This is a genomic window from Streptomyces sp. NPDC004327, assembly GCF_042873935.1.
Taxonomy (GTDB): Bacteria; Actinomycetota; Actinomycetes; order Streptomycetales; family Streptomycetaceae; genus Streptomyces.
Genome location: NZ_JBIAME010000008.1, coordinates 15366 through 39925, shown reverse-complemented (window position 1 = coordinate 39925; position 24560 = coordinate 15366). Strand labels below are relative to the sequence as shown.

The window sequence follows — 24560 nt, the reverse complement described above, 5'->3', positions numbered from 1 at the left end:
CGCTCATGGGACGTTCCCCGTCCGTCCAGATCCACTTTGACGGGGACACGCCGAGCGCGACGAGAACACCCGTATGCGTGTCGTCATCGTCACCGAGTCCTTCCCGCCCGATGTCAACGGCGTGGCCCACACCGCCCTGCAGACCGCCCGCCACCTCGTCCGCCGCGGACACGAGCCGCTCGTGGTCGCCCCGGCCGTCCCCGCCGCCGCCACGGATCCGGACGCGGGCGCGCCGTGCCCCGTCGTACGGGTGCCGTCGGTGCCGCTGCCCGGCTATCCGCAGGTGCGGGTGGCGCTGCCCAGCCGCCGGGTCGCGCACACGATCGCCGCGCACCGCGCGGACCTCGTGCACCTGGCCAGTCCGTTCGTGCTCGGCGTGCGCGGCATGACGGCCGCGGCCCGGCTCGGGCTGCCCGCCGTCGCCGTGTACCAGACCGATCTCGCCGGCTACGCGCGCACGTACGTGGGCGGTGGCGAGTCCGCCGCCTGGCGCCGGCTGCGGGCCGTGCACGGCGCGGCCGACCGGACGCTGGCGCCGTCGACGGCCGCCGCGCGCGACCTGGAGGCGCACGGGATCGGGCGGATCAGGATCTGGCGGCGCGGGGTCGACACCGCGCGCTTCCGGCCGGAGCTGCGCGACGAGGCGCTGCGGCGCGAGCTCGCGCCGGGCGGCGAGACCCTCGTCGGGTACGTGGGACGGCTCGCGGCGGAGAAGCGGGTGGACCTGCTCGCGGGGGTGTGCGCACTGCCCGGGGTGCGGGTCGTGGTCGTCGGGGACGGCCCGAGCGGGCCGGGACTGCGCGCGGCGCTGCCCGGCGCCGTCTTCCTGGGCCGCCGCACCGGCGACGACCTCGCGCGGATCTTCGCCTCGCTCGACGTGTTCGCGCACACCGGCCCGTACGAGACGTTCTGCCAGACCGTGCAGGAGGCCATGGCCAGCGGCGTCCCGGTCGTCGCGCCCGCCGCCGGCGGGCCCCTCGACCTGGTCGCCCACCGCCGTACCGGACTCCTCGTCCCGCCCGAGGACGCCGGCGCGGTGCGCGAGGCCGTCGCCTCGCTGGCCGCCGCGCCGGTGCTACGGGCCGCGTACGGCAGGGCCGGGCGCGCCGCGGTCGAGCAGCGCACCTGGGAGGCGATCGGCGACGAGCTGATCGGCCACTACCTGGAGGTGCTGCGCGAGCGGACGGCGGTGGCGGCGTGACGGGCACCGAGAACCGCACCCGGCGCCCCTTGAGGATCGTGCGCCTCGCGAACTTCGTCACCCCCACCTCCGGCGGCCTGCGCACCGCCCTCGACCAGCTCGGGCGCGGCTATCTGGCCGCCGGCCACGAACCCGTCCTCGTCGTCCCCGGCGACCGGCCGGACGACCGCGAGACCGCGCAGGGCCGGGTGATCACCCTGCCCGGACCGGAGCTGCCCGGCACCGGCGGCTACCGCGTCCTCGCCGACCGCCGCCGCCTGCGCCGCCTCCTGGAGGAACTCGCCCCCGACCGCCTGGAGGTCTCCGACCGCACCACCCTGCGCTGGACGGGGGAGTGGGCCCGGCGCGCCCGGGTGCCGTCCGTGATGGTCTCCCACGAGACCGCCGACGGCGTGCTGCGCACCTGGGGCCTGCCGGCGCCGGTCGCGGCCCGCGCGGCCGACCGGCTCAACCGCCGTACCGCCTGGGTGTACTCCCGGATCGTCTGCACCACCGAGTGGGCCGAGCGGGAGTTCGTACGGATCGGGGCCCGCAACGTCGTCCGCGCGCCGCTCGGCGTCGACCTGGACCGCTGCCGGCCCGGTCGGCGCGACACCGCCCCGCGCGCGAGGTGGGCGGACGGCGAGCGGGTGCTGCTCGTGATGTGCTCCCGGCTCTCCGTGGAGAAGCGCCCCGGAACCGCCCTCGACGCGCTCGCCGTGCTCCGCGCCCAGGGGCTGCGGGCCGCCCTGGTGGTGGCCGGCGACGGGCCGCTGCGCCCCGCCCTGGAGCGGCGGGCCCGTCAGCAGCGGCTCCCGGTGCGGTTCCTCGGCCACGTGGGCGACCGCGAGCAGCTGGCCGACCTCCAGGCCGCCGCCGACGTGTGCCTGGCCCCCGGCCCCGCCGAGACGTTCGGCCTCGCCGCCCTGGAGGCCCTCGCCTGCGGCACCCCCGTCGTCTGCAGCGCCTCCTCCGCGCTCCCCGAGGTCGTCGCCGACGCGGGCGCCTGCGCCGCCGACGACCCGGTCTCCTTCGCCCGCGCCGTCCGTACCGTGCTCGCCCTCGACGAACCCGCCCGCCGGGCCACCGCCCGCGGCCGCGCCGAACTCTTCTCCTGGCCCCGCGCCACCGACGCCTTCCTCGCCGCCCACGACGCCCTCCCGGCCCCCCGACGCGGCGGCGCCCGCCAGGGGGCCCTGCGATGACCCTCTCGGACCTGGCGGAGAGGGCCGCGCCGCAGCACGCCCCCCGGACCATCCGCTTCGTCGCGCTCGGCGACTCCCTCAGCGAGGGCGTCGGCGACCGCGTCGCGGACGCCTGGCGCGGCTGGGCCGCGCTGCTCGCCGAAGGGCTCGCCGACGCGCACGGCCGGGTCGCCTTCAGCAACCTCTCGTCCAGCGGGGCGCAGAGCAGGGACGTCGCCGAGACCCAGCTGCCCGCGGCGCTCGCCCTGCGGCCCCAGCTCGCCTCCGTCGTCGTCGGCGTCAACGACACCCTGCGCCGCACCTTCGACATCGGGCTGCTCGCCCGCCGCCTCGACCGGGTCTGCGCCGAGCTGACCGCGGCCGGCACCGTGCTGCTCACCGCCTGCCTGCCCGACCCCGGCCGGATGCTCGGCCTGCCCGCGCCGCTGGCCCGGCCGCTCGCCCGCCGGCAGCGGGCCGTCAACGCCGTCGTGCACGACCTGTCCGCCCGCTACGGCACCGTCCACCTGCACCTGGACGCGCCGCTGTGGACCGACGACCGCACCCTGTGGAGCGCCGACCGGCTGCACCCCGGCGAGCGCGGCCACCGCACCATCGCCGCCGCCTTCCACGCCCTGCTCCGCGAGCGCGGCCTCGCCCACGGCACGCCGCCGTCCCGCGAGCCCGAGCAGCCGCCGCCCACCCGCGCCGACGCCGCGCTCTGGCTGGCGACGGCCGGCACCGCCTGGGTGGTGCGCCGCTGCGGCGACCTGCTGCCCCAGCTGCTGATGCTCGCCGCCACCGAGGTCCGGCACTCCGCCACCGGCACCCGCGACCACCTCGACGCGCGCGCCGACCGCGCCCTCACCGAAGCCCTGAACGCGACAATTGGGACATGAATGGACGCTGGGAGTTCTGGATCGACCGCGGCGGCACCTTCACCGATGTCGTGGGCCGGCGCCCCGACGGGCGGCTCGTCACCCGCAAACTGCTCTCGCACGACCCCGCCCGGCGCGACGACGCGGCCGTCGCCGGCATCCGGCTGCTGCTCGGCCTCGCCCCCGGCGAGGCCGTCCCCGCCGACCGGGTCTCCGTCGTCAAGATGGGCACCACCGTCGCCACCAACGCCCTCCTGGAACGCCGCGGCGAACCCACCGTCCTGCTGATCACCCGCGGCTTCCGCGACGCGCTGCGCATCGCCTACCAGAACCGCCCGCGCCTCTTCGACCGGCACATCGTGCTGCCCGAGGCGGTGTACGCGCGCGTGATCGAGGTCCCCGAACGGGTCGACGCCCACGGCGGGACCGTCACCCCGCTCGACGAGGACGCCGTCACCGCCGCCCTGGCCGCTGCCCACCAGGACGGGCTGCGCTCGGCCGCCGTCGTCCTGCTCCACGGCTACCGGCACCCCGGCCACGAGACCCGCGTCGCCGCGCTCGCCCGCGCCGCGGGCTTCACCCAGGTCAGCTGCTCCCACGAGGTCAGCCCGCTCATCAAGCTCGTCCCGCGCGGCGACACCACCGTCGTCGACGCCTATCTGTCGCCGATCCTGCGCCGGTACGTCGACGAGGTCGCCCGCGAACTCGCCGGCATCCGCCTGATGTTCATGCAGTCCAACGGCGGCCTCCGGGAAGCCGCCCACTTCCGCGGCAAGGACGCCGTCCTGTCCGGGCCGGCCGGCGGCGTCGTCGGCATGGCCCGCACCTCCGAACAGGCGGACTTCGGCCGGGTCATCGGCTTCGACATGGGCGGCACGTCCACCGACGTGTCGCACTACGCGGGCGAGTTCGAGCGGGAACTCGGCACACAGGTCGCGGGGGTGCGGATGCGCGCCCCGATGATGAGCATCCACACCGTCGCGGCGGGCGGCGGGTCCGTCCTGCACTACGACGGCAGCCGCTACCGGGTCGGCCCCGACTCGGCCGGCGCCGTCCCCGGGCCCGCCTGCTACCGGCGCGGCGGCCCGCTGACCGTCACCGACGCCAACGTGATGCTCGGCCGGATCCAGCCCGACCACTTCCCCGCCGTGTTCGGCGACGACGGCGACCAGCCGCTCGACGCCGACGTCGTCCGCGAGAAGTTCACCGCCCTCGCGGCCGAGGTCGGCGGCGGCCGCACGCCCGAACAGGTCGCCGCGGGCTTCCTGGAGATCGCCGTCCTCAACATGGCCAACGCCGTCAAGAAGATCTCCGTCCAGCGCGGCCACGACGTCACCCGCTACGCCCTCACCAGCTTCGGCGGCGCCGGCGGCCAGCACGCCTGCGCCGTCGCGGACGCGCTCGGCATCGACACCGTCGTCGTACCGCCGCTCGCCGGTGTCCTCTCCGCGTACGGGATCGGGCTCGCCGACGCCACCGCCATGCGCGAGCGGTCCGTGGAGGCCGGACTCGACGACGCCGGCACCGCCGAGCGCGTCGACCGGCTCTGCGCCGAACTCGCCGACCGCACTCGCGAGGAGCTGCGCGCCGACGGACTGCCCGACGAGGCGATCACCACCCGCGCGCGCGTGCTGCTGCGGTACGCCGGAACCGACGCGAGCCTCCCGGTGCCGCTCGCGCCCGCGGAAGAGATGAAAGCCGGGTTCACAGCCCTGCACCATGAGCGGTACGCCTTCACCATGGACGTGCCGGTCGTCGTCGAGGCCGTCTCCGTGGAGGCGGTCGGCACGGCGGGACCGCACGGCCCCGTCGTCGTCCCCGAAGGCAGCCGCGAAGGAGATCTCGCCCCCCGCGCCACCGTCACCATGTACGGCGGCGGAGCGACCGCCGGCACACCGCTGCACCGCCGCGAGGACCTCCGCCCCGGCGACACCGTCACCGGCCCCGCGATCCTCGCCGAGGCCGACGCCACCACCGTCGTCGACCCCGGCTGGGCCGCCAGCGCGGCCGAGGGCGGCCACCTGCTGCTGCGCCGCGTCACCCCGCGCCCCGCCCGCACCGCCGCCGGCACCGACGTCGACCCCGTCCTCCTGGAGGTCTTCAACAACCTCTTCATGGCGATCGCCGAGCAGATGGGCGTCCGCCTGGAGAACACCGCCCACTCCGTCAACATCAAGGAACGCCTCGACTTCTCCTGCGCGCTCTTCGACCCCGACGGCAACCTCATCGCCAACGCCCCCCACATCCCCGTCCACCTCGGCTCGATGGGCCAGTCCATCAAGGAGGTGCTGCGCCGCAACGACGGCACGCTGCGCCCCGGCGACGTGTACGCCATCAACGACCCGTACCACGGCGGCACCCACCTCCCCGACGTCACCGTCGTCACCCCCGTCTTCGGCGACACCGCCGACAGCGGCGGAGGCGAGCTGCGCTTCCTCGTCGCCTCCCGCGGCCACCACGCCGAGATCGGCGGCATCACCCCCGGCTCCATGCCCGCCTTCAGCCGCACCGTCGACGAGGAGGGCGTCCTCTTCGACAACTGGCTCCTGGTCCGCGACGGAAAGCTCCGCGAGGCCGAGACGCGGGCGCTGCTCACCGAGGCCCCGTACCCCTCGCGCGACCCCGGCACCAACCTCGCCGACCTGCGCGCCCAGATCGCCGCCAACGAGAAGGGCATCGAGGAACTCCGCAAGACCGTCGACCAGTTCGGCCTCGACGTCGTCCACGCCTACATGCGGCACGTGCGGGCCAACGCCGAGGAGTCCGTGCGCCGGATCGTCGCCGGGCTCCGCGACGGCTCCTGCCGGTACGAGACCGACGCCGGCGCCGTCGTCCAGGTCGCCGTCCGCGTCGACCGCGAACGGCGCTCCGCCGTCCTCGACTTCGCCGGCACCTCGCCGCAGCAGCCCGGCAACGCCAACGCGCCCACCTCCGTCGTCATGGCCGCCGTGCTCTACGTCTTCCGCACCCTGGTCGCCGACGACATCCCGCTCAACAGCGGCTGCCTGGAACCCCTCGACGTCCGCGTCCCGCCCGGCTCCATGCTCGCTCCGGCCCACCCCGCCGCCACCGTCGCCGGAAACGTCGAGACCTCCCAGGCCGTCACCGGAGCCCTCTACGCGGCCCTCGGCGTCCAGGCGGAGGGCTCCGGCACCATGAACAACGTCACCTTCGGCAACGACCGCGTGCAGTACTACGAGACGGTCGCCAGCGGCTCCGGCGCCGGCGAGGGCTTCGACGGCGCCGACGCCGTCCAGACCCACATGACCAACTCCCGGCTCACCGACCCCGAGATCCTGGAGTGGCGCCATCCCGTCCGCGTCGACTCCTTCGCCGTCCGCGCGGACAGCGGCGGCCGCGGCCGCTGGCACGGAGGCGCCGGCACCGAGCGCCGCATCCGCTTCCTGGAGCCCATGACGGTCGCCCTGCTCACCGGCCACCGCCGCGTCCCCCCGTACGGCATGGCGGGCGGCGAACCGGGCGCGCTCGGCGCCAACAGCGTGGAGCGCGCCGACGGCACAGTCGACCTCCTCGGCGGCGTCGACACCACCGACGTGGGCCCCGGCGACGTCCTCGTCGTGCGCACGCCCGGCGGCGGCGGCTACGGCCCGCCGCCGCTGTGAACCGTGCTTTAGGCGAACGGGTGCACATGGAGCGACGCCCCGGCGCCCCGTGCCGTCAGCGCCGCGGCACGAACCGCACCACCGTCCCCGGCACCGCCTGCGCCGCCCGCGCCAGGTCGTCCTCCCGCACCACCGCGACCACCGGATAGCCGCCGGTCGTCGGATGGTCGGCGAGGAACACCACCGGGCGCCCGTCCGGCGGCACCTGCACCGCGCCCAAGGGCATGCCCTCGCTCGGCAGTTCGCCCGAGACGGCCCGCTCCAGGGCCGGGCCCTCGGTGCGCAGCCCGATCCGGTTGCTCGCCGGGGACACCCGCCACGCGCGCGTGGCGAGCGCGTTCAGGGCGGCGGGCGTGAACCAGCCGTCGCGCGGACCGAGCCGGACGCGCAGGACGAGTTCGTCCGGCGGGCCCGGCCAGGGCGGAGCGTCGGCCGGCGCCCGTACGGCCGTGGGCGCTCCCAGTGGCAGCACCACCCCGTCCGCCAGCGGCGCCGGGCCGAGCCCGGACAGCAGGTCGGTGGAGCGGCTGCCGAGCACCGGGGCGACGGCGACCCCGCCGGCGAAGCCCACGTACGAGCGCAGCCCGCGCTCCGCCGGGCCCACGTCGAGCAGCTGCCCCGCCCCGACCCGTACCGGCGCGCCCCAGGCGGCGGCTCGCCCGTCGACCGTGACCCGGCACGGCGCCCCGCCCACCACCACGGTCACCGCGTCGAGCGGCCGCACCGCGCAGCCGGTGAGCGTGGTCTCCAGGACGGCGCGGCCCTCGTCGTCGCCGAGCAGCCGGTTGACGAGCCGCACCGCGCCCGGATCGAGGGCGCCCGAGCGCGGCACCCCGAGATGGGCGTGACCCGCGCGGCCCAGGTCCTGCACGGTGGTCAGCGCCCCGGCCCGTACGACGGCGACGGCACGGCCGGTCATCGGACGGCCGCCGTGAAGCGCACCCGGGTGCCGGGGGAGAGCAGCGCGGCGGGCTCGCGGGCGGTGTCCCACAGGGCCGCGTCCGTGGTGCCGATCAGCTGCCAGCCGCCCGGCGAGGAGCGCGGGTACACGCCCGTGTACGGCCCCGCGAGCGCGACCGAGCCGGCCGGCACGGCGGTGCGCGGAGTGGCCCGGCGCGGCACCTCGTACCGCGCGCCGAGGCCCGTGAGATAGCCGAAACCCGGCGCGAACCCGCAGAAGGCGACCCGGAACTCGGTCGCCGCGTGGATCCGCGCCGCCGCCTCCGTTGACACCCCCCACAGGGCGGCGACCTCGGCCAGGTCCGGCCCGTCGTAGCGCACCGGCAGCTCCACCGACGCCGCCACGCGCGCGCGGCCCTCGGGAACCTCCCAGGAGCGCAGCTCGGCGGCGAGCCGCTCCGGCGCGGCCACCCCGTCCAGGAGCACGGTCCGCGCGGCCGGCACGATCTCCCGTACGCCGGCCAGCGCGCCGGCCGCCCGGCGCCGCAGCAGCTCCGCGTGGAACGCCTCCGTGGCCTCGCCGCTCACCAGCTCGACGAGCAGGCCGTGTTCGCCGACCCGGAACACCTCGCGCGCGTTCACGCGAACGCCTCCACCAGGACCCCGGCGGACTCAAGGCCCGAGCGCACCCGCCGGGCCAGGTCTACGGCGCCGGGCGTGTCGCCGTGCAGGCACAGCGAGCGGGCCCGGACGGCGACGGGCCGCCCGCAGTGGGCGGTGACCGTCCCGGACCGGGCCATGGCCACCGACCGTGCGACGACCTGGTCCGCGTCGTGCAGCACGGCGCCCTCCTGCCCCCGGGGCAGCAGGGTGCCGTCGGCCCGGTAGGCGCGGTCGCCGAACGCCTCGCCGACGACCGGCAGTCCGGCGCTCACGGCGGCCTCGTGGAGCCGCGAGCCGGGCAGCCCGAGCACGGGAAGCCCGGCGGAGCCGGGGGCACGGGACGCGCGCGTGGCGAGCAGCACGCCGTCGACGACCGCCGCCGCCTGCTCCTCGTCGCGCACCACCCGGTTGTAGAGCGCGCCGTGCGGCTTCACGTAGGCCACCGCGGAGCCGGCCGCGCGGGCGAACACCTCCAGGGCGCCGATCTGGTACGCCACTTCCGCCGCCAGCTCGGCCGCCGGCACGTCCATGGCGCGCCTCCCGAAGCCGGCCAGGTCGCGGTAGGAGACCTGGGCCCCGATCCGTACTCCCCGCTCCGCCGCCAGCTCGCAGACGCGCCGCATGGTCGCGGCGTCGCCGGCGTGGAAGCCGCAGGCCACGTTGGCGCTGGTCACCACCGAGAGCAGCCGTTCGTCGTCGGTGAGCGTCCAGCGGCCGAAGCCCTCGCCGAGGTCGGCGTTGAGGTCGATCGAGACCGGGGTCATCTGCACCTCGCAGAAGGAGAGGAGGAGGTCCGGGGAGGGGGAGGCCCAGGGAGGGTCGGTCAGGGGTGTGCGGTGTCGTTCAATGTAGGGATCGTTCAACAATCCGACAAGAGTCGGGTCGGCACGTCCTTGTTCCCGGACGGCTCCTGCGGTTGACTCGGCCGCGAACGACGGAGGGACGAACGGCACCATGGACGCACTCGGCGAACTCGCGGACGACCGCGCCCTGCTCGGCCGCACCAGCACGGCGGAGCGGGTCGCCGACATCCTGCGCACCCGGATCGCCGAGGGCTTCTTCCCGCCCGGCACCCGCCTCTCCGAGGACGGCATCGGCGGCGCCCTCGGCGTCTCCCGCAACACCCTGCGCGAGGCGTTCCGGCTGCTCACCCACGAACGGCTGCTCGTCCACCGGCTCAACCGGGGCGTCTTCGTCCGCCTCCTCTCGGCGGAGGACGTCGAGGACATCTTCCGCGTCCGGCGGCTCGTCGAGTGCGCCGTGGTCCGCGGGCTCGGCGAGCCGCCGTACCCGGCCGCCCCGCTGGCCGCCGCCGTCGCCGAGGGCGAGCGCGCGGCCGCGGCCGGGGACTGGACCGGCGTCTCCACCGCCAACATCCACTTCCACCGCGCACTCGTCGCCCTGGCCGGCAGCGCCCGCACCGACGAGCTGATGCGGGGCGTGCTCGCCGAACTCCGGCTCGCCTTCCACACCGTGGACGACCCCCGCGGACTCCACGAGCCCTATCTCGCACGAAACCGGGAGATTCTGGACGCGCTGCGCGCCGGTGAACGCGACCGGGCCGAGCGGCTCCTCGCCCGCTACCTCGACGACTCCCGCACGCGGATCACCGACGCGTACGCCAGGGCGGCCGGTGCGCCGGGCATGTGAGACCGGCCACGGCGGCGGGACGGGACGGCGGCCCGGACCGGGGCCGTATAAACGCCGTTTCGACCGTTGTCAGTGCGAGGACCTAATCTGTGCACCGTGACTTCGCCTGCCTCGACGGACCTCGCTCCGCCCCAGCTCAGCGCGGGGCCGCGCCCCGCCCAGGGTCCGGCCGCCGACGAAGGGCTCGCGCGGCGGCTCCGCGCGCTCGCGTGCACGGCCCCGCTGCACGACCTCGACGTGCGCAAGGCGAACCTGGCCGGCGAGTACTCGGTCTACGCGATGGCGGAGGTCGCCCTCGCCGCGATCGACCTGGTCACGCTCAACATGGACTTCGACACCGGCGCCGACCACGAGCAGATCATCGCCCGGCTGCTGCCCCGCGTCGCCGCCCAGGCCCCCGAGCGCCCCGCCGCGGAGCACGAGCGGGTCGCCCGCTGGGTCCTCGAGAACCTGATCAACGTCGGCAGCGTCGACCGCGGCTTCCGCGCCGTCTACGGCACCTTCGGCGCCGACGGTGTCTACACCCGCCGCGACTACGACTTCAAGCTCGTCGAAGAGGTCCCGGGCTACGGCGGCGGGGTCTATCTGCGCACCACCGACGAGGCCGTCAACGTGCTCGTCGGCGCCCTCGACACCGACGTCACCAGCGCCCAGATCGCCGCCGAGGTCAAGCTGGAGGTGCTGATCAGCCGGGGCCGGCTGGCCGACGCCCAGCTCGCCGCCGAGCAGGCCCGCTACCGGACCGTGCAGTACGCGGAGACCCTCCGCCGCACCCTGGAGGCCACCCGGCGCAACGTCCGCGCGGTCGACTGGCTCCACGCCGTGCCCGACATGATCGCCGAGGCGCTCGACCACGTGGCCGACCGCTACCGCCACGAGAACGCGATCCTCACCAACATCCGCAAGGCCCGCGACGAGGCCGAAGACCAGGAACACAAGCGCCGCGCCGCCGAGCTCGTCGACATCGTCAAGGACTGCATCCGGCGCCACACGCAGCTCCAGTCCCGCCTTCTGGAGGCCGGACCGCTCTTCCGCGCCGAGCAGGACCGGCAGGCGTTCGCCACCCCCACCGTCTACACCGGGCTCGACCTGTACGGACAGCTGGTCGCCCCGATCCTGCCGCTCCCGGTCGAGCAGGCCACGAAGGTCACCGACGCCTTCTTCGCCCACGGCACCGGACTGCGCACCCCTGCCTCCGTGCGCGTCACCGACCTCGTCGACCTGCTCCTCACCCCGCCCGTGGAGCGCCAGCACCTCGGCGCCGAGATGCCCGAGCCGGACCTCATCGCCACCCCCGACGACAGCCGCTTCAGCGAGGAGCAGCTGGCCACCGCGATGGAGCTGCTCGACCTGGAGCACGACGCCCCGCGCCGGCTCTCCGGCCTGCTCGCCGACGCCCGCCGGCTCGACCCCGACCTGCCCTACCTCGTCGCCCTGCTCGCCGTGCACGCGGCCAGCCCGCCGGTCGGCACCGCCTACCGCCAGGGCGAGGAGCGCCTCCTCTTCGCCGTCGACGACGGCACCACCCTCGACGACCACGAGTTCGGCGGCGCCGACCTCATCGTCGGCACCGCCCTCCTGGACGCCGTGGGCATGGCCGCCGACCGCACGGAGGCCACGTGACCCCGCCCGGCCCGGACGACAGCACCGCGGACGCGCCCGCGGACGACGCCGCCCCGAAGGACGAGGCGCCGAAGGACGAGGCTCCGAACGGCGAGACTCCGAAGGACGCCACTCCGAAGGACGAGGCTCGGAACGGCGAGGCCACCGCTGGCGGCTGCGCGTCCGCCGCGCTCCGCCCGGTGCCCGGGCCCCGGGTGGCCCATGTGGCCGTGACCCGGCCCAGCCCGGGCATCGCGGCCGAGGTGTCGCTGCCCGAGCACGGACCCCGGGTGCGCGGCGTCGACGTCCGCACCCCGGCCCCGCCCGCCCCGCGGGCGTTCGTCCGGCCCGTACCGCTGCCGCGCAACCAGCGGCCCGCGGACGAGACCGCCGCCACGGTGCCGCCCGTCACCGTGACGCCCGTACGACTGCCCCTGCCCGCCCCCGCCACCGAGTCACCGAACCGCCGCACCGAGGAGCCCCAGCCGTGAGCGAACACCACGTCGAGCACACCGACGCGTGGAGCGAGCCGGAGGCCCCGCAGACACCGGCCGCGGCCGCACCGGCGCTCACCCCCGCCGACGCGGCCGACGCCGCCCGGCTCGTGGCGTTCGGGCTCCAGCCCAAGCTGCTGCCGGCCCGCGACGCCGAGTACGGCGAGCTGCTCCGCCGCTACCGCGAGGACCCCGGCTTCGCCCGGCTCGCCGACGCCGTCGCGACCGGCCTCGGCCTCGTCGTCCTGGAGGTGTCGACCCGCGCCGGCATGGCCGTCACCGCCGCCGAGGACTCCGTCTTCGCCGTACGCATGGGCGACTACGCCCGCCGCGCCTCCACCGACTCCGCCGACCGGTTCCTGCACGGCCTCGCCCACCTCGCCGTCGCCACCATGGCCTTCCCGCGCCCCGAGGACCTCGCCGACGACGGCTACATCGGCCGCCTCACCGTCAACGGCGTCGACGCCTTCGTCCGCCAGGCGTGCCGCCGCCTGGAGGAGCGCGCCGAGCAGCAGGGCGACAACACCGACCCCGAGACCGACGCCCCCGGCCTGGAGGCCGCCTGGCGGATCTACGCCCGGCGCAGCGCCACCGGTGCCACCAAGGACGCCCGCCGCCTGGCCGGCTCCACCACCGGCATCGTCGGCAAGGCCGTCGCCTTCCTCACCGACTCCGGCTTCCTCCAGCGCACCGGCGACGAGTCCGGCGGCTCCTACCGCACCACCGCCCGCTACCAGCTCCAGGTCCGCGACATGGCCGGCAGCGCCGCCATGGCCGAACTCCTCGAACTGGGCGTGGTCCCCGTCAGCGACGGCTCCGCGACCCTCCTGCCGCCGCCCGAGGGCGACGACCTGGAGCTCGCCGCCGACGCCGGCCTGCCCTTCCACGCGTAACAGCGCCCCGCGTCACCGCCCCGCGTAACCGACCACTCCCAGCACGAGAGTCCGCCGCAATGTACGAGCTGTCCCGGGTCCGCCTCTACTCCATCGGCCCGGCCGGTGCCCGCTACGCCGACACCGTCCTCGACCTGCGCGGGGTCGGCGCGCCCGTGCCCCATCCCGCGCCCACCCAGGCGGAGTTCTTCGAGGAGGAACCGGTCGGCCCGCCGCGCCGTCCCGCCCCCGCAGGCGTGCTCTTCCTGGAGAACGGCGGCGGCAAGTCCGTCCTGCTGAAGCTGATCTTCTCGGTCATGCTCCCGGGTCACCGCAACACCCTCGGCGGCGCCAGCTCCGGCGTGCTGCGCAAGTTCCTGCTCGCCGACGACTGCGGCCACGTCGCCCTGGAGTGGCAGCACACCCTCACCGGCGAGCTCGTCGTCGTCGGCAAGGTCAGCGAGTGGCGCGGCCGCCAGGTCTCCAACGACCCGCGCAAGTTCGCCGAGGCCTGGTACTCCTTCCGCCCCGGTCCCGGCCTCAGCCTCGACAACCTGCCCGTCGCCGAGGCCACCTCCGTCCGGCCGCCCGTCGAGGGCGCCTCCGGCGCCTCCGGCCGCCGCCGCACCATGAAGGGCTTCCGCGACGCCCTCACCGAGGCCGGCAAGGCGTACCCGCACCTGGAGGTCTCCTGGGAGGAGATCCACGACCGCTGGAACGAGCACCTCGGCGACCTCGGGCTCGACCCCGAACTCTTCCGCTACCAGCGCGAGATGAACGCCGACGAGGGCGAGGCCGCCGGCCTCTTCGCGGTCAAGAAGGACTCCGACTTCACCGACCTGCTGCTGCGCGCCGTCACCGACACCCGCGACACCGACGGCCTCGCCGACCTCGTCAGCGGCTTCGGCAACAAGCTCGGCCGGCGCGCCGAGCTCACCGCCGAACGCGACTTCACCGCCGGCTCCGTCGACCTCCTCACCCGCATCGTCGAGTCCGCCGAGACCCGCGCCCGGGCCCGTGACGTGCACGCCGCCGCCGAGCGCCGCACCCGCACGCTCGCCCGCCGGCTCTCCGCCCGCGCCGACGAGGAACGCGGCCGCGCCGCCGAACTCGCCCAGCAGGTCACCTCCGCCGCGCACGCCGTCTCCGACGCCGAGACCGCCCGCGGCCGCGCCTCCCTCGTCGCCGCCGAACTCGCCTACCGGCACGCCTCGCTGGCCCTCGCCGCCGCCGAGAAGGGCGCCGCCGCCCAGCGCCGCGAGCTCACCGACGCCCGCACCCTGCACGCCGCCTGGCAGGCCGCCGAGTCCGTGCTCCGGCACCGCGCCGCCGGCGACCGCTCCGCGCGCGTCGCCGCCGCCATCCGCGAGGCCGAGCGGGACGCCGCCCCGGCCCTCGCCGCCCGCGCCAAGGCCGCCGCCGACCTCGTGCGGGCGCTCGCCGGCGCCGCCGAGGAGGGCGAACGGCAGGCCGCCGAGGAGGAGGAGCGCTCCGCCGCCCTCCAGGAGGCCGGCGAGACCGCACACCGCGACGCCACCTCCGCCGCCACCGAGGCCCAGCGCGCCCGCAGCGAGGCCGGCCATCTGCGCCAGCGGCTCGCCGAGGTCGAGCAGGAGACCGCCGAGGCCGTCCGGGCCGGCTGGCTCGACGACACCGCGCCCGACGCCGACCCGGCCCGCGCCGCGCTCGCCGCCAGCGACGCCGAGAAGACCACCGTCGCCGCCTGGGACGCGGCCCGCGAGGCCGCCCGTACCGCCACCGAACGCGCCCGCGAGGCCGCCGCCGCCGAATCCCGCGCCGAACTCGCCGCCGCCCGCGCCTCCGACGCCGCCGAGGCCGCCGAGAACGCCTACGACGCCGAGCGCCGCGCCGCCGAGTCCCTGGCCGCCGAACCGCGCCTCGCCGAACTCCTGAGCCTGCCGGGCGCCACCCCGGAGGCGGGCGGTTCGGCGCTGCCCGGCCAGCGGTCCAGCACGTCCGGCGAGGAGCACGGCACCACGGCCGGTGCCGGCACCGCGCCCGCCGCCGGCGCGGCCGAAGGACCGCTCACCGTCACCGAGTTCGACCGCGGCGCCGACGAACTGCGCGCCCTGCTCGACCAGTCGATCGCCTCCGCCGAGCGCCAGCTCTTCGACCTGCGCACCGCCGCCGCCGACGACAACCGCATCCTCGGCGCCCTCGGCGACGGCGGCCTGCTGCCGCCCGGCCCCGACGTCCTCGCCACCGTCGAGTACCTCGGCGAGCACGGCATCCCCGCCCTCCCCGGCTGGCGCTACCTGGCCCAGGCCGTCGACCCGGCCGACCACGCGGCCGTCCTCGCCGCCCGCCCCGAGCTCGTCGACGGCGTCGTCATCACCGACCCCGTCTCGTACACCCGCGCTCGCGAGGTGCTGAGCGGCGCCGCGCTGCTGCCCCGCTCCACCGTCGCCGTCGGCACCGCCGCCGCCCTGCTCGCGCCCGTCCCCGCGCCGGAGACCGGACAGGACGCGGACGTCTTCCTCGTCCCGCCGAACCCGGCCATGCACGACGAGCACGCCGCCGACGAGGAGCGCCAGACGCTGCGCGCCCGCGCCGTCGCCCGTGACGAGGAGATCCGCGCCCTCGCCACCCGGCTCACCGGCGACCGCTCGCTCTCCGCCCGCATCGGCGCCTGGCGCGCCGACTGCCCGCTCGGCATGCTCGCCGAGCTCGCGGCCGTCGCCGCCACCGCCCGCACGGCCGCCGAGGCCGCGGTCGCCGCGCTCGCCGAGGCCCGTACGGCACGGGCGGAGGCCGACGAGGCCGCCGCCGACGCCACCCGCGTCCGCGACGAGCGCCAGGAGGCCGCCCAGCGCGCCCGCCGCGCCGCCGACGCCCTCGCCGGCCTCGCGTTCCGGCTGCGCGAGCGCTCCGCCTGGCAGGTCAGGCTGCGCGAACTCGCCGACGAGGCCGCCGAGTCCGAGGCCCGCGCGCAGACCTGCCTGGAGCGCGCCCGCGCCGCCGACGAGGACCGCCGCGCCGCCCAGCGCGCCGCCGACGACGCCCACCGCACCGCCCGCGCGCTGCGCGCCGAACGCGCCGAGATCGCCGGCGCCCCCGAGCAGCTCCCCGAGGAGGACGCCGCCGCCCCGCGCGCCGCGCTCCCCACCCTCCGCGAGGCCTACCGGGCCGCCTCCCAGGTGTACGAGAAGGTCGGCGTCGGCGCCGACCTGCGCGCCGAGCAGGCCCGCGCCGAGAGCGACGAGTCCGCCGCCCGCGCCGAGCTCGACCGGCTCACCAACAAGGTCCGCACCCGCGCCGAGCAGCTCCTGGAGTCCACCGACGGCGCCGACGGCCCGTCCCGCCAGGCCGCCGCGGCCCGCGCCGAAGCCCTGGTCCAGAAGCTGGAGACGCGCGCCTCCGAGGCGAGCGAGAAGCTCGGCCGGCTGCGCGGCGAGGCCGAGCGCCTCGCCCCCGAGGACGCCGAGGCGCACACCGAGCTGCCCGAGGAGCTCATCCCGGCCGACGCCGAGCACGCCCAGACCCTGCTCCGCACGGCCACCACCGAACTCGCCGCCCGCACCGACGCCCTGGAGGCCGCGCGCGCCGCGCACACCGGTCTGCTCCAGGGCCACCGGGCCGCCGAGGACGCCGCCGGCGGCTTTGACGAGGCGGCGGCACTCCTGCGCGACCTCCTCCGCGACCACGCGGAGGAGGAGCAGGACGCGCCCGAGCCGTACCCCGGCCCGCTCGCCGAGGCCCGCGACTCGGCCGCCGAGGCCCGCCGCGCGCTGCGCGGCTGCGCCGCCGAGCTGTCGGCCGCCGACGCCGCCGTCCGCGAGGCCGGCGACATCCTCGTCCGGCACGCCAACTCCACCCGCTACGAGCAGGTCCGCACCCCGGCCCGGCAGCAGATCCGCGAACTGCCCGCGGCCGCCCTGCCGGAGCACGCCGCCAAGTGGGCCGAGGCGTTCGCGCCCCGGCTGCGGGTGCTCACCGACGAGCTGGCCCAGCTGGAGCGCAACCGCGACTCGATCGTCGACCGCCTGCGCGGCCTCGTCGAGTCCTCGCTCGCCACGCTCCGCTCCGCCCAGCGGCTCTCCCGGCTGCCCGAGGGCCTCGGCGAGTGGTCCGGCCAGGAGTTCCTGCGCATCCGCTTCGAGGAGCCCGACCAGGCCACGCTCACCGAGCGGCTCGGCGAGGTGATCGACGAGGCAACCCGCGCCGCCCTGAAGAAGAACTCCGACCTGCGCCGCGACGGCATGTCCCTGCTGCTGCGCGGCGTCCAGGCGGCGCTCGAACCGCGCGGCATCGCGGTCGAGATCCTCAAGCCGGACGCGGTGCTGCGCGCCGAGCGCGTCCCCGTCGGCCAGATGGGCGACGTCTTCTCCGGCGGCCAGCTGCTCACCGCCGCCATCGCGCTCTACTGCACGATGGCCGCGCTCCGCTCCAACGACCGGGGCCGCGACAAGCACCGCCACGCCGGCACCCTGTTCCTCGACAACCCCATCGGCCGCGCCAACGCCACGTACCTGCTGGAACTCCAGCGGGCCGTCTCCGACGCGCTCGGCGTCCAGCTGCTCTACACGACCGGCCTGTTCGACACCACGGCCCTCGCCGAGTTCCCGCTGGTCATCCGGCTGCGCAACGACGCCGACCTGCGCGCGGGCCTGAAGTACATCAGCGTGGAGGAGCACCTGCGGCCGGGCCTGCCGCAGCCGAGCGCGGAGGGCGAGACCATCCACGGCGAGATCACGGCGACCCGGATGTTCCGCCGTACTCCGGTGGAGGCGGCCACCGCGTCGGAGGACTGACCGGGCCCCGCTGTTCCCGGGAGCGCGGCGCTTCTCCCGGGTTCAGCGCTGCTGGGCGAAGGCGGCACGCACCGCGGATCGCCGGGCGAGGACCGCGACGGCGGTGACCGGCAGCATGCAGACGATCTGCGTCGCCGCGTACCAGGGCGGGCAGATTCCCGGGATCAGGTCCACGCCGATGATCGCGACGGGCAGGATCACGGAGACCTGGCTCACCCGCTCGTAGGCCCGGCGCGCGCCCCGGGAGGCGGCGACGGCCTGCCGGTGGAGCACCACGGCGACCAGCGGCAGCAGCACCGCCCTGATCCACATGAACGCGTTGACCGGGTGACCGGTGCCCGCGAGGACGACGACGGTGCCGAGACCGGCGGCGGCGAGCGCGCCGTAGAGCGCGAAGCAGCGCCTGACGGTGGCGAAGGCGGTGCCGGCGGGGGAGCCGGCGGCGATGCGCACGGCGCTGGACGCGGCGGTGACGTTGTTCGTGTGGGTTTCCATGCCGGCGACGCTACGGAGCGGGCCGCGGCCCCGGTATCGGCCTGGACCCACGACCCGGTGGGTCTGGCCCCACTCCCCGGGCGGGCGGGCGACGGGCGGGCTCGGCGCGGTGCACAGTGGGTGCACCGACGAGAGCACGGGGGAGTCCATGGGCGAGTTCACGGGACGGCTGGGCGGGTGGGCGGTACGGGCCGCCACCGGATTCGTACGGGCCACGGCCGTCGCGGTCGTGACGCTGCTCGTCCCGGCCGTGTGGGCCGCCGCGGTGGCCCTGGGCCTCCACTGGGGCGCGGCCAATCCCTGGTCCTGGCTGCTGCCGCTGCTCCTCGGGTGCGGCGGCAGCTTCGCGCTGTCCCGGCCGGTGTGCCGGGCGGTCCGCTTCCTCGTCGCCCGCTGGACCGGCACCGTCGTCCCCGCCGGTTACCGGACGGCGGGGCCGGTGACACGGCTGTCCACCGGCTACTGGTGGAACGGCTTCTCCTACGAGCGCACCCGCCGCGACGCCCTCATGGACCAGCGGCTCCGGCTCCGTCTGGGCGACCCGGCCCTCTGGCGCGACCTCCGCTTCACCGCCGTCGCGCCCCTCACCGCGGGCCTGGCCGCCGCCCTCCCGCCCGCCGGACTCGCCGCGGCCGCCCTCGCTCTGACCCGGCCGGAGCCCGCGGCCCGGCTCGCCGGGGCGCTCGGCCTGCTGCTCGCCGTCGGCTCCGCCCCGTACGCGTGGCGGCCCGTCCGTCCGGTCGCGGTCCGCTTCCTGCGCCCCTCGCGCGCGATGGCCCTCGCCGACCGCGTCGACGAACTGACCGCCCAGCGCGCCGACGTGACGGTCGCGCAGGCCGCCGAGCTCCGCCGCATCGAGCGGGACCTGCACGACGGCGCCCAGGCCCGGCTCGTCGCGCTCGGGCTCTTTCTGGCGACCGCCGAGAAGCTGATGGAGACCCGTCCCGAGCAGGCCAGGGCGCTGCTGAAGGACGCGCGGGCCGGCGCCGCCGCCTCGCTCGCCGAACTGCGCGAGCTGGTACGGGGGATCAGCCCGCCCGTCCTGAGCGAGCGGGGACTCGTCGACGCGGTCCGCGCCCTCGCCCTGGACGTGCCCCTCGACGTCACCGTCACCGCCGCGCAGACGGCTGCCGTGGACGCGGAGAGCGCACCGCGCCCGGAGCCGCCGATCGAGTCCGCCGTCTACTTCGGCGTCGCCGAACTGCTGACCAACGCCGTCAAGCACGGCCGGGCCACCCGCGCCCGCGTCACCCTGACCCGGGACGACCAGGGCATCGTCGCCGAGATCGAGGACGACGGCCGCGGCGGCGCCGGCCTGCGGCCCGGCGGCGGGCTCGACGGACTGCGCCGCCGCCTCGCGGTCTTCGACGGCACCCTGGAGATCACCAGCCCCACCGGCGGCCCGACCCGTGTCAGGATGGCCGTGCCATGCGCGTACTCGTAGCCGAAGACCTCTACCTCCTGCGTGACGGACTGGTCCGCCTGATCGAGGCGTTCGGGCACGAGGTGGTCGCCACCGCGGCCACCGGGCCCGAGACGCTCGACGCCCTGCGGACCCGGCGGCCCGACGTGTCCGTCATCGACGTCCGCATGCCCCCGACCCGGACCGACGAGGGCCTGCGCGCCGCGCTGACCGCCCGCGCCGAGCTGCCCGGACTGCCGGTGCTGATCCTCTCCCAGCACGTCGAGCAGCTGTACGCCCGCGAATTGCTCGCCGACGGCTCCGGCGGCGTCGGCTATCTGCTCAAGGAGAGCGTCTTCGACGCCGACCAGTTCATCGGCGCGCTGGAACGCGTCGCGGACGGCGGGACCGCCCTGGACCCGGCCGTGATCGCGAAGCTGCTGTCCGGCGGCGCGCCGGGCCGGGGCCTGGAGCGGCTGACCGAGCGCGAGCACGCCGTGCTCGGTCTGATGGCCGAGGGCCTGTCCAACCAGGCCATCGCCCGCCGGCTCTTCCTCAGTGAGGGATCCGTCGGCAAGTACACGACCTCGCTCTTCGGCAAGCTCGGCGTCACCGACGACGACAACACCAACCGCCGCGTCCGCGCGGTCCTCGCGTACCTGGAGAACGGCCCGGCGCGCGACGGGAGATGAGTCCGGGGCGGGACGGGAGATGAGTCCGCGGCGGCCTGCTCGACGCCCGCGTCAGGCGAGATCAGGCGGCCTCCGACAGCGCCCCCGCGTCGGCGGCCCGTCCGGCCTGCTCGCTCCGCCCGGCCTGCTTCGCGGCCCGCTCCGCCTTGCGCCGCTCGCGCCGCGGCCCGCGCTCCGCGCTGCTCGGCTCCGACACGACCCCGTTGCGCTGCCGCCACACCTGGCGGGTGATCCACACGTCGAGCACGCCCCAGGTCGTCACCACCGTGCTCGCCACGGCCGCGACGGTCGCCGGGAACGCGATCCACGAACGGGTCACCGAGAAGAGGAACGCGACCGTCGCCAGTATCAGCGTCACCGACGTCAGCAGCACCGCCCGTACCGCGGCCGTCCGCACGGGGTCGGGCATCCGGCGCCGGCCCCTCTCGTCGTCCACCCACAACTGCCGCACCGGCCGCGCCTCGTGCTCCATCGCGCTGTCACTCCCCACCCACCGACGTCTCCAGGGTGGCTGCCCGTCTTCCGCCGCTTTACGCGGAGACAGCCCTCCCCGGTACAGAATGACGCACGAGGGTGGGAAAAGGTTTCGTCGGGGCCCTGTTAACCGGGCGACACTCACGAGCGGAACGAACAGTTCCAGCCATCCGTCAGGAGACGGAAAATGCCGGACTGTCACCGGACTGTCAGGTGTCCTCCGCCACACTGACGGAACCCAACTCCCCGAATACCGGGACATCTCATGATCAACGTTCACTCGACCGGCTGAAAATCGTCCGGACGCGTCTTCGAGATGGCTGTGATGCAGTAGTAGGCTCGCGCCGCCGTTTGTTGAAGCCGAAGATTGACGCCGCGTGTTGACCTCACGTGTTGACGCCGGTCGCGACGATGTGAGGAGCCTCCGCGGCCGCGGAGGCCGAGCTGGGGGAGGCCATGCGCTTTCGCGGGAAGTCCATCCGCCGGAAGATCGTGGCACTGCTGCTCGTGCCACTCGTCTCGCTCACCGGCCTGTGGGGCTTCGCGACGGTGCTCACCGGCCGGGAAGCGCGTCAGCTCCTCGACGTCGGGTACATCGTCAAGAAGATCGGCTACCCGATCGAGGACACCGCCCGCGTCATCCAGAAGGAACGCCGGCAGTCCCTCGTCTACCTCGCCGACCCCCGCGCCGCCGAGGCCATGACCCGGCTGCGCGAGCAACGCGAGGCCACCGACCGGCAGATCGCCCTCATCCGCCGCAACGCCGCCGAACCCGGCGTCCAGGGCGACATGGAGCCGATCACCGCCCAGCGGCTGGCCGCCGTCCTCGACGGCCTCGACGGGCTCTCCGCGCTGCGCCGCTCCGTCGAGAACCGCAGCATCGGCCGGATGCAGGCCCTCGACTTCTACAGCCGCCTCGTCGACCCCTGCTACGGCCTCCTGCTCAGCCTCCACGCGCTGGAGAACGTGGAGATGGACAAGCAGGGCCGCGCCCTCGTCGGCGTCACCCGCGCCCGCGAACTCCTCTCCCGCGAGGACGCCCTCGCCGTCTCCGCGCTCATCGCCGAACGCGTCACCACCGAAGAGGCCCGCACCCTCGGCGACCTCGTCGCCGGCCGCAAGGTGCTCTACGAGACCAACCTGGAGATCCTGCCGACCTCCGAGCGCGACCGCTTCGAGAAGTACTGGGCCGGCGCCGACACCGCGCCGCTGCGCAAGGCGGAGGAGTCGCTCATCACGGGCGGCGCCACCGACCACCCGCGCGCCGTCACCGCCGAACGCTGGCAGCAGCAGGCCACCCCGGTCCTCGACGAGCTCGCCCGCGCCAACACCGCGGCCGGCGACCGCTACCAGGAGCGCGTCCAGCCCGTCGCGTACAACGTGCTGATCAAGGTCGGCATCGCCGGCGTCCTCGGCTTCGTCGCCCTGCTCGTCTCCGTCATCGTCTCCGTCCGCATCGGCCGCGACCTCGTCCGCGACCTGCGCCGGCTGCGCAAGGAGGCCCAGGAGGTCTCCGGCGTGCGGCTGCCCAGCGTCATGCGCCGCCTCGCCGCCGGCGAACCCGTCGACGTCGAGACCGAGGTGCCGCACCTGCGCTACGAGGACGACGAGGTCGGCCAGGTCGGCCAGGCCCTCAACACCCTCCAGCGCGCCGCCGTCGAGGCCGCCGTCAAGCAGGCCGACATGCGCCGCGGCGTCTCCGAGGTGTTCGTCAACCTTGCCCGCCGCAACCAGGTCCTGCTGCACCGCCAGCTCACCCTGCTCGACACCATGGAACGGCGCACCGAGGACACCGACGAGCTCGCCGACCTGTTCCGGCTCGACCACCTCACCACCCGCATGCGCCGGCACGCCGAGGGCCTCGTGATCCTCTCCGGCGCCGCGCCCTCCCGCCAGTGGCGCAAGCCCGTCCAGCTGATGGACGTGGTCCGCGCCGCCGTCGCCGAGGTCGAGGACTACGAGCGCATCGAGGTCCGCCGGCTGCCCCGGCTCGGCGTCGGCGGCCCCGCCGTCGCCGACCTCACCCACCTCATCGCCGAACTCCTCGAGAACGCCACCGTGTTCTCGCCCCCGCACACCGCCGTGCAGGTGCTCGGCGAGCGCGTCGCCAACGGCTTCACCCTGGAGATCCACGACCGCGGCCTCGGCATGAACCCCGACGCCCTGCTCGACGCCAACCTCCGCCTCGCCGAGACGCCCGAGTTCGAGCTCTCCGACACCGACCGCCTCGGCCTCTTCGTGGTCAGCCGGCTCGCCCAGCGCCAGAACGTCCGCGTCTCGCTCCAGCCCTCGCCGTACGGAGGCACCACCGCGGTCGTCTTCATCCCGGCCGCGCTGCTCACCGACGCCCCCGAGACGCAGGGCGCGGGCTTCCGCCTGGACCGCAAGAACCTCGACCACAAGAACCCCGCGGACGCCGAGAGCGCTCACGGCACCGGACCGGAGACGCTGCCCAGCCGGCGTCCCGCGCTCACCAAGGTGCCGGCCCCGGCGCTCGACGGGCCCGTAGAGCTCGAACCGCCCTTCGGTAGCGACGCCTTCGACGAGCTGCTCGGCGGGGCGGGTGACCTGCTCGACAGCGAAAGCGAGCGCGGCGGCCTGTTCCGGGCGCGCGAGCACCGCCGCCGCGGTGAGCAGCACCAGCAGACCCCGGACGACGCGGCCGACGACCCCGTGCCGCTGCCCCGCCGCCGCCCGCCGACGCTCGTCGTCGACCACGGCCGCCGCCTCGACGAGCCGGGCGGCCGCCCCCACACCGGCAACGGTGGCCGCGGAACAGCCGCCTCCGGCACGCCGGCCCCCTCCGGTGGCTCGCGCGCCGAGGACACGATGGAGCTGGCCCGCGTCCGCCCCGCGCCCACGCTCGTCCCCGTACCCGGCCCGGGCTCCGGATCCGCACCCGGACCGGAGGGACCGGCCCCGTTCGCCGGGCTGCCCCGCCGCGTCCGGCAGGCCAGCCTCGCGCCCCAGCTGCGCGAGAGCGGCGAGCGGACCGGCGAGCACCCGGTCCAGGCCGCCGGCCCCGCCGAGCCCGACTCCTTCGAGCGCGACGCCGAGGAGGTGCGCAGCCGGATGGCCGCCATGCAGAGCGGCTGGCAGCGCGGCCGGCGCCGCAACGGCGAACCGGCCACACCTGCCTGCCCGTCGGCATCCGAGACGGCGATGCCCGACCCGACAGCTCCAGGATCGACAGCACCAGGAACGACACCCGAGGGGGACGGTCGATGACCGCACCGAACGCCGCAGCAACGCACAGCTCCGCCCAGGGCAACGGGGAGCTGAACTGGCTCCTCGACGAACTGGTCCAGCGCGTCGGCTCCATCCGCAAGGCCCTGGTGCTCTCCAGCGACGGACTGCCCACCGGCGCCTCCGCCGACCTCACGCGCGAGGACGGCGAGCACCTCGCCGCCGTCGCCTCCGGCTTCCACAGCCTGGCGAAGGGCGTCGGCCGCCACTTCGAGGCCGGCCGGGTCCGGCAGACCGTCGTCGAGCTGGAGGACGCCTTCCTGTTCGTCACCGCCGCCGGCGACGGCAGCTGCCTCGCGGTGCTCGCCGACGCCGACTCGGACGTCGGCCAGGTCGCGTACGAGATGACCCTCATGGTGAAGCGGGTCGGTGCCCATCTCGCCACGGCGCCCCGGTCCGGGCTGCCCACCGGAGGATGAGTCAGGGGGACGGC

At 75.8% G+C, this 24560-nt stretch carries 18 protein-coding genes; 13 read left to right on the top strand and 5 right to left on the bottom strand.

Translation table 11 applies throughout. The features are described 5' to 3' along the window. Nucleotides 1-73: 73 nt before the first annotated feature. From ACFYU9_RS26255 to ACFYU9_RS26240, 4 genes are read left to right on the top strand one after another with little or no spacing between them, the layout of a single operon-like run. A complete protein-coding gene (locus tag ACFYU9_RS26255) occupies nt 74-1201 on the top strand; it encodes a glycosyltransferase family 4 protein (RefSeq protein ID WP_389346268.1) in 1128 nt (375 codons plus the stop codon). Continuing rightward, complete coding sequence (locus ACFYU9_RS26250; RefSeq protein ID WP_389346267.1) at nt 1198-2385, top strand: glycosyltransferase; 1188 nt, start codon at nt 1198-1200, stop codon at nt 2383-2385. The genes ACFYU9_RS26255 and ACFYU9_RS26250 overlap by 4 nt, the downstream gene beginning before the upstream one ends. Next, complete coding sequence (locus tag ACFYU9_RS26245; protein ID WP_389346265.1) at nt 2382-3263, top strand: SGNH/GDSL hydrolase family protein; 882 nt, start codon at nt 2382-2384, stop codon at nt 3261-3263. The genes ACFYU9_RS26250 and ACFYU9_RS26245 overlap by 4 nt, the downstream gene beginning before the upstream one ends. Further along, nucleotides 3260-6865, top strand: coding sequence for a hydantoinase B/oxoprolinase family protein (locus tag ACFYU9_RS26240; protein ID WP_389346264.1), 3606 nt, complete (start codon nt 3260-3262; stop codon nt 6863-6865). The genes ACFYU9_RS26245 and ACFYU9_RS26240 overlap by 4 nt, the downstream gene beginning before the upstream one ends. A 55-nt stretch (nt 6866-6920) precedes the next feature. Here the strand turns inward: ACFYU9_RS26240 and ACFYU9_RS26235 are convergent, their stop codons facing one another. The 3 genes from ACFYU9_RS26235 to ACFYU9_RS26225 are packed head-to-tail and all read right to left on the bottom strand — an operon-like array spanning nt 6921 to nt 9192. Next, entirely contained in the window at nt 6921-7784 is an 864-nt protein-coding gene (locus tag ACFYU9_RS26235) for a biotin-dependent carboxyltransferase family protein (protein ID WP_389346263.1), read from the bottom strand. After that, nucleotides 7781-8407 carry an allophanate hydrolase subunit 1 gene (locus tag ACFYU9_RS26230; RefSeq protein WP_389346262.1) on the bottom strand — a complete coding sequence of 209 codons (627 nt, stop codon included), beginning with the start codon at nt 8405-8407 and terminating at the stop codon, nt 7781-7783. Before ACFYU9_RS26230 ends, ACFYU9_RS26235 begins: the two co-directional genes overlap by 4 nt. After that, on the bottom strand, nt 8404-9192 hold the full coding sequence (locus ACFYU9_RS26225) for a LamB/YcsF family protein (RefSeq protein WP_389213040.1): 789 nt from the start codon (nt 9190-9192) through the stop codon (nt 8404-8406). The genes ACFYU9_RS26230 and ACFYU9_RS26225 overlap by 4 nt, the downstream gene beginning before the upstream one ends. Before the next feature lie 190 nt (nt 9193-9382). Between ACFYU9_RS26225 and ACFYU9_RS26220 the strand changes: the two genes are divergently transcribed. The 5 genes from ACFYU9_RS26220 (at nt 9383) to ACFYU9_RS26200 (ending at nt 17818) form a co-directional block, all read left to right on the top strand. Next, complete coding sequence (locus tag ACFYU9_RS26220) at nt 9383-10078, top strand: GntR family transcriptional regulator (protein WP_389346261.1); 696 nt, start codon at nt 9383-9385, stop codon at nt 10076-10078. Nucleotides 10079-10174: 96 nt separating this feature from the next. After that, nucleotides 10175-11701 carry a hypothetical protein gene (locus ACFYU9_RS26215; protein ID WP_389213044.1) on the top strand — a complete coding sequence of 509 codons (1527 nt, stop codon included), beginning with the start codon at nt 10175-10177 and terminating at the stop codon, nt 11699-11701. Further along, complete coding sequence (locus ACFYU9_RS26210; protein ID WP_389346260.1) at nt 11698-12171, top strand: hypothetical protein; 474 nt, start codon at nt 11698-11700, stop codon at nt 12169-12171. The genes ACFYU9_RS26215 and ACFYU9_RS26210 overlap by 4 nt, the downstream gene beginning before the upstream one ends. Then, nucleotides 12168-13067 carry a hypothetical protein gene (locus ACFYU9_RS26205; RefSeq protein ID WP_389213048.1) on the top strand — a complete coding sequence of 300 codons (900 nt, stop codon included), beginning with the start codon at nt 12168-12170 and terminating at the stop codon, nt 13065-13067. The genes ACFYU9_RS26210 and ACFYU9_RS26205 overlap by 4 nt, the downstream gene beginning before the upstream one ends. A 59-nt stretch (nt 13068-13126) precedes the next feature. After that, nucleotides 13127-17818, top strand: a complete 4692-nt coding sequence (locus ACFYU9_RS26200; RefSeq protein WP_389346259.1) for a hypothetical protein — start codon at nt 13127-13129, stop codon at nt 17816-17818. 42 nt (nt 17819-17860) lie between these two features. On the opposite strand, the gene ACFYU9_RS26195 is transcribed toward ACFYU9_RS26200, so the two are convergent. Then, a complete protein-coding gene (locus tag ACFYU9_RS26195; RefSeq protein ID WP_389346258.1) occupies nt 17861-18313 on the bottom strand; it encodes a hypothetical protein in 453 nt (150 codons plus the stop codon). 148 nt (nt 18314-18461) lie between these two features. Here ACFYU9_RS26195 and ACFYU9_RS26190 point away from each other — a divergent pair, with 148 nt between their 5' ends. Further along, the gene (locus ACFYU9_RS26190) at nt 18462-19757 is read left to right on the top strand and encodes a sensor histidine kinase (RefSeq protein WP_389346257.1); all 1296 of its coding nucleotides are present in this window, start codon (nt 18462-18464) and stop codon (nt 19755-19757) included. Then, a complete protein-coding gene (locus ACFYU9_RS26185) occupies nt 19742-20407 on the top strand; it encodes a response regulator (RefSeq protein WP_389213056.1) in 666 nt (221 codons plus the stop codon). Before ACFYU9_RS26190 ends, ACFYU9_RS26185 begins: the two co-directional genes overlap by 16 nt. A 61-nt stretch (nt 20408-20468) precedes the next feature. Here ACFYU9_RS26185 and ACFYU9_RS26180 read toward each other — a convergent pair whose 3' ends face one another. After that, nucleotides 20469-20897: a hypothetical protein gene (locus ACFYU9_RS26180; protein ID WP_389346256.1), complete on the bottom strand. Its 429-nt coding sequence runs from the start codon at nt 20895-20897 to the stop codon at nt 20469-20471. 440 nt (nt 20898-21337) lie between these two features. Here ACFYU9_RS26180 and ACFYU9_RS26175 point away from each other — a divergent pair, with 440 nt between their 5' ends. Beyond that, nucleotides 21338-24109 (top strand): nitrate- and nitrite sensing domain-containing protein, encoded by a 2772-nt coding sequence (locus ACFYU9_RS26175; RefSeq protein ID WP_389346255.1) that lies wholly within the window; start codon nt 21338-21340, stop codon nt 24107-24109. Further along, the gene (locus ACFYU9_RS26170; protein ID WP_389213062.1) at nt 24106-24546 is read left to right on the top strand and encodes a roadblock/LC7 domain-containing protein; all 441 of its coding nucleotides are present in this window, start codon (nt 24106-24108) and stop codon (nt 24544-24546) included. Before ACFYU9_RS26175 ends, ACFYU9_RS26170 begins: the two co-directional genes overlap by 4 nt. Nucleotides 24547-24560: the final 14 nt, after the last annotated feature.

What these genes read in the sequence shown, in the direction of transcription:
- ACFYU9_RS26255 (WP_389346268.1), top strand. Translation starts at nt 74, where the DNA reads ATGCGTGTCGTCATCGTCACCGAGTCCTTCCCGCCCGATGTCAACGGC.
- ACFYU9_RS26245 (WP_389346265.1), top strand. Translation starts at nt 2,382, where the DNA reads ATGACCCTCTCGGACCTGGCGGAGAGGGCCGCGCCGCAGCACGCCCCC.
- ACFYU9_RS26240 (WP_389346264.1), top strand. Translation starts at nt 3,260, where the DNA reads ATGAATGGACGCTGGGAGTTCTGGATCGACCGCGGCGGCACCTTCACC.
- ACFYU9_RS26235 (WP_389346263.1), bottom strand. Translation starts at nt 7,784, where the DNA reads ATGACCGGCCGTGCCGTCGCCGTCGTACGGGCCGGGGCGCTGACCACC.
- ACFYU9_RS26225 (WP_389213040.1), bottom strand. Translation starts at nt 9,192, where the DNA reads ATGACCCCGGTCTCGATCGACCTCAACGCCGACCTCGGCGAGGGCTTC.
- ACFYU9_RS26220 (WP_389346261.1), top strand. Translation starts at nt 9,383, where the DNA reads ATGGACGCACTCGGCGAACTCGCGGACGACCGCGCCCTGCTCGGCCGC.
- ACFYU9_RS26200 (WP_389346259.1), top strand. Translation starts at nt 13,127, where the DNA reads ATGTACGAGCTGTCCCGGGTCCGCCTCTACTCCATCGGCCCGGCCGGT.
- ACFYU9_RS26195 (WP_389346258.1), bottom strand. Translation starts at nt 18,313, where the DNA reads ATGGAAACCCACACGAACAACGTCACCGCCGCGTCCAGCGCCGTGCGC.
- ACFYU9_RS26190 (WP_389346257.1), top strand. Translation starts at nt 18,462, where the DNA reads ATGGGCGAGTTCACGGGACGGCTGGGCGGGTGGGCGGTACGGGCCGCC.
- ACFYU9_RS26185 (WP_389213056.1), top strand. Translation starts at nt 19,742, where the DNA reads ATGCGCGTACTCGTAGCCGAAGACCTCTACCTCCTGCGTGACGGACTG.
- ACFYU9_RS26175 (WP_389346255.1), top strand. Translation starts at nt 21,338, where the DNA reads ATGCGCTTTCGCGGGAAGTCCATCCGCCGGAAGATCGTGGCACTGCTG.
- ACFYU9_RS26170 (WP_389213062.1), top strand. Translation starts at nt 24,106, where the DNA reads ATGACCGCACCGAACGCCGCAGCAACGCACAGCTCCGCCCAGGGCAAC.